The organism is Hydrocoleum sp. CS-953, assembly GCF_002260545.1.
In the GTDB taxonomy this organism is placed as follows: domain Bacteria; phylum Cyanobacteriota; class Cyanobacteriia; order Cyanobacteriales; family Microcoleaceae; genus Trichodesmium.
On sequence record NZ_LGSU01000408.1, the window covers coordinates 1 to 3012 of the forward strand.

A 3012-nucleotide genomic window follows, 5' to 3' on the forward strand; every position below is an offset into this window, starting at 1 on the left:
CTACTCCCCTGCTCTGAAATAGATAAAGTTTTTGAGAAATGGTATTATTGGTGTCGGGGTAAGTTAAGGTATAAGATTTTGAGAGTAAATTGGATAAAAATTAAAATTATAAAAGGTAGAAAAAATGAGTAAATCAATAGTAGTTAAACAACTGGTTGCCCAGGAAATTACATCACATAATTTTCAACCTTTTGGGCAAGTAATTTGGGCTGGGGAAGATGGCAAAAAATATGACCAAGATGATGCTCAATTAAGTTTAGAAAATGGTACACCAAGATTCTATATTATGCAGTTGAAGAAAAGAGGTCGAAAGTTTACAAAAATTACTCGTCATGTACAATGTACTCAATGTTTAGGTTCTCTAGAAGGAAAGGAATGGTTAATGGCAGTTGCTCCACCTTGTCTAGAAGAGGCACCTAAATTAGAGGATGTAGTTGCTTTTAAAATTCCCGGAAATTGTTTTATTAAATTAGATGTGAGAACCTGGCACGCAGGACCTTATTTTGAGCAAGATTTTGTGGATTTTTACAACCTGGAATTAAGTGATACAAATGTTGTGGATCATTTTACTCACGACTTTGCTAAAAGTCATAATTTAGAGTTAGAAATTGTTTGACTATAGCACGGAATAATCAACAGGTAATAGTGATGCAACCTTGCATCGGCAACGGACGTAAGGGAACGCGCACTGAGATAGGTAAAAGTGGGAAAAAGATTTCTTACAAGATTTATCATTAGTATATGTTCTAACTCCTCTGACTGTTGCTATATATTTCTTAAAAAGAATTAGGAAAAAGAGTTAAATAAGTTGCATTTTTTATAGAGGTTTCAATCACACTACCTGAATTGAGAACATTGATTGATGCTTTTGACAGGAGTATACTTGCTCCTGTGTTTTCTGCTGCCAACAGAACTCTCAAGTTAACCAACAATAATTGTGTCGCTCACTTTTTTGATGTTCTATAGAATTAATTTGTTTAATTTGTGGGTTCAAATTCTGATGATAATTCATGTATCTTTCTGTGCTACATTATGAAGTGCGGAATGTGGGATCTAAATATTTAACCAGCTTCAGCAATTAACAATGTTCATGTGACGAAGTGCCGATACAATTAATAATTACCCTTTCTTAAAACGGATGGGATTTACTAAAAGGAAAATTTTTGATTTATCCCCTTAAAAGGGGGAGGATTTCAACCTAAAATTATTGAATAAATAATTAATTGACTATCAACTATTAATTATTAATTAATATTCGGTAAGTGATGGGTTTCAACTCTAGTAAAAATTCATCCTACCAATTACCAATGCCCAAATTTTCAAGTTGGGCAAAAACTTTCAGACGAAATTGCTCAAGTTGTTCTTCAGTTAAAATATTTGCCATTTGTTGGCGTGATGACTGTATGATTGCCCGCATTTGAGTTTTTTGCTTTTCAGAGAGATTTAACTGCTTAATTGCTTCTAGTTTTCCTTGACTTTGTGAAGTTAAAATTTGAAATTGTTCCTGTTGTTCAGGAGTGAGAATATTTTGAATTTGAGCTTTGGTTTGTGCCCTAATTTCTTCCCACTGAGTTTTTTCTTCAGGAGTCAGATTCAAAGAGTCAAGTTGGGCAACAATTCTCTGACGAAATTGCTCAAGTTGTTCTTGAGGTAAAATATTTGCTATTTGTTGGCGTAATGACTGTATGATTTGGCGCATTTGAGTTTTTTGCTTTTCAGAAAGATTTAACTGCTTAATTGCTTCTAGTTTTCCTTGACTTTGTGAAGTTAAAATTTTAAATTGTTCCTGTTGTTCGGGAGTGAGAATATTTTGAATTTGAGCTTTAGTTTGTACCCTGATTTCTTCNGTTCTTGAGGTAAAATATTTGCTATTTGTTGGCGTAATGACTGTATGATTTGGCGCATTTGAGTTTTTTGCTTTTCAGAAAGATTTAACTGCTTAATTGCTTCTAGTTTTCCTTGACTTTGTGAAGTTAAAATTTTAAATTGTTCCTGTTGTTCGGGAGTGAGAATATTTTGAATTTGAGCTTTAGTTTGTACCCTGATTTCTTCCCACTGAGTTTTTTGTTCGGGAGTCAGATTCAAAGTTTCAGGTTGGGCAAGAACTCTCAAAGGATTAGCAAAAAGAATGATGGCAATCATGCCAAATAATAGAGCCAAAAAACGACGTTTCATTGTGTTTATTTCCTTTTGATTGAGTGTTTTGTTTACTTATGTTCTATCCTACAAGTCGCTGCTCTCAAATAACCTGAGTTCAAAGTCCTAAATTTCTCTAGGACTTTAGTCCTGGAATAGACATCTCTAGAAAAGAGGAAGCAGGCAGAAATCATCAATGATTTATACCTGATAATTGATTTTATTTTTTATACTGGAGATGTCTAACAATCAAGACAGACTTGAGAAGGCATACTTTGATTTTTCTTACTTTTACAGCATATTTCGGTCAAATGATGTACAGAGTAAATAGTGAAAATCTTGTAGTACCTGCATCTTGACCGCGAGGGTTTACCTCACAGGCAACGGGAAGCGTTGTAACTTTTAAATTTTGACTTTTATTCGCGGATTCGTCTTCTAATTTGTCTTTGTTGACGAACCTGCTGTAGTTGTTCTTCAGTTAAAATATTTGCCATTTGTTGACGTGATGACTGCATGATTTCCCGCATTTGAGTTTTTTGCTGTTCAGAGAGATTTAACTGCCGAATCGCTTCTCGTTTTTTTTGACCTTGTGAAGTTAAAGTTTCCAACTCTTCCTGCTGTTCAGGAGTGAGAATATTTTGAATTTCAGCTTTGGTTTGTGCCCTAATTTCTTCCCACTCAGCTTTTTGCTCCAGAGTCAGATTCAAATTTTCAGGTTGAGCAAGAACTTTCAGGGGATTAGCAAAAATAATGGTAGCAGTAACGCCAAATAATATAGCTAAAGAACAACGTTTCATTGTATTTATTTGCAATTATTTTGTTTGATTGAGTGTTTACTTATGTTCTATCCTACAAGTCGCTGCTCTCAAATAACCT

At 34.2% G+C, this 3012-nt stretch carries 3 protein-coding genes; 1 reads left to right on the forward strand and 2 read right to left on the reverse strand.

Annotated elements, in window-relative coordinates:
• The first annotated feature begins 124 nt into the window (after nt 1–124).
• The gene (locus AFK68_RS03985) at nt 125–616 is read left to right on the forward strand and encodes an ureidoglycolate lyase (RefSeq protein WP_094671684.1); all 492 of its coding nucleotides are present in this window, start codon (nt 125–127) and stop codon (nt 614–616) included.
• Nucleotides 617–1294: 678 nt separating this feature from the next.
• Here the strand turns inward: AFK68_RS03985 and AFK68_RS03990 are convergent.
• Both AFK68_RS03990 and AFK68_RS04000 read right to left on the reverse strand, forming a co-directional pair.
• On the reverse strand, nt 1295–1846 hold a 552-nt coding region (locus AFK68_RS03990), incomplete at its 5' end, for a hypothetical protein (RefSeq protein ID WP_371357222.1).
• Nucleotides 1847–2552: 706 nt separating this feature from the next.
• Entirely contained in the window at nt 2553–2933 is a 381-nt protein-coding gene (locus tag AFK68_RS04000) for a hypothetical protein (RefSeq protein WP_094671687.1), read from the reverse strand.
• Between the last annotated feature and the right edge of the window lie 79 nt (nt 2934–3012).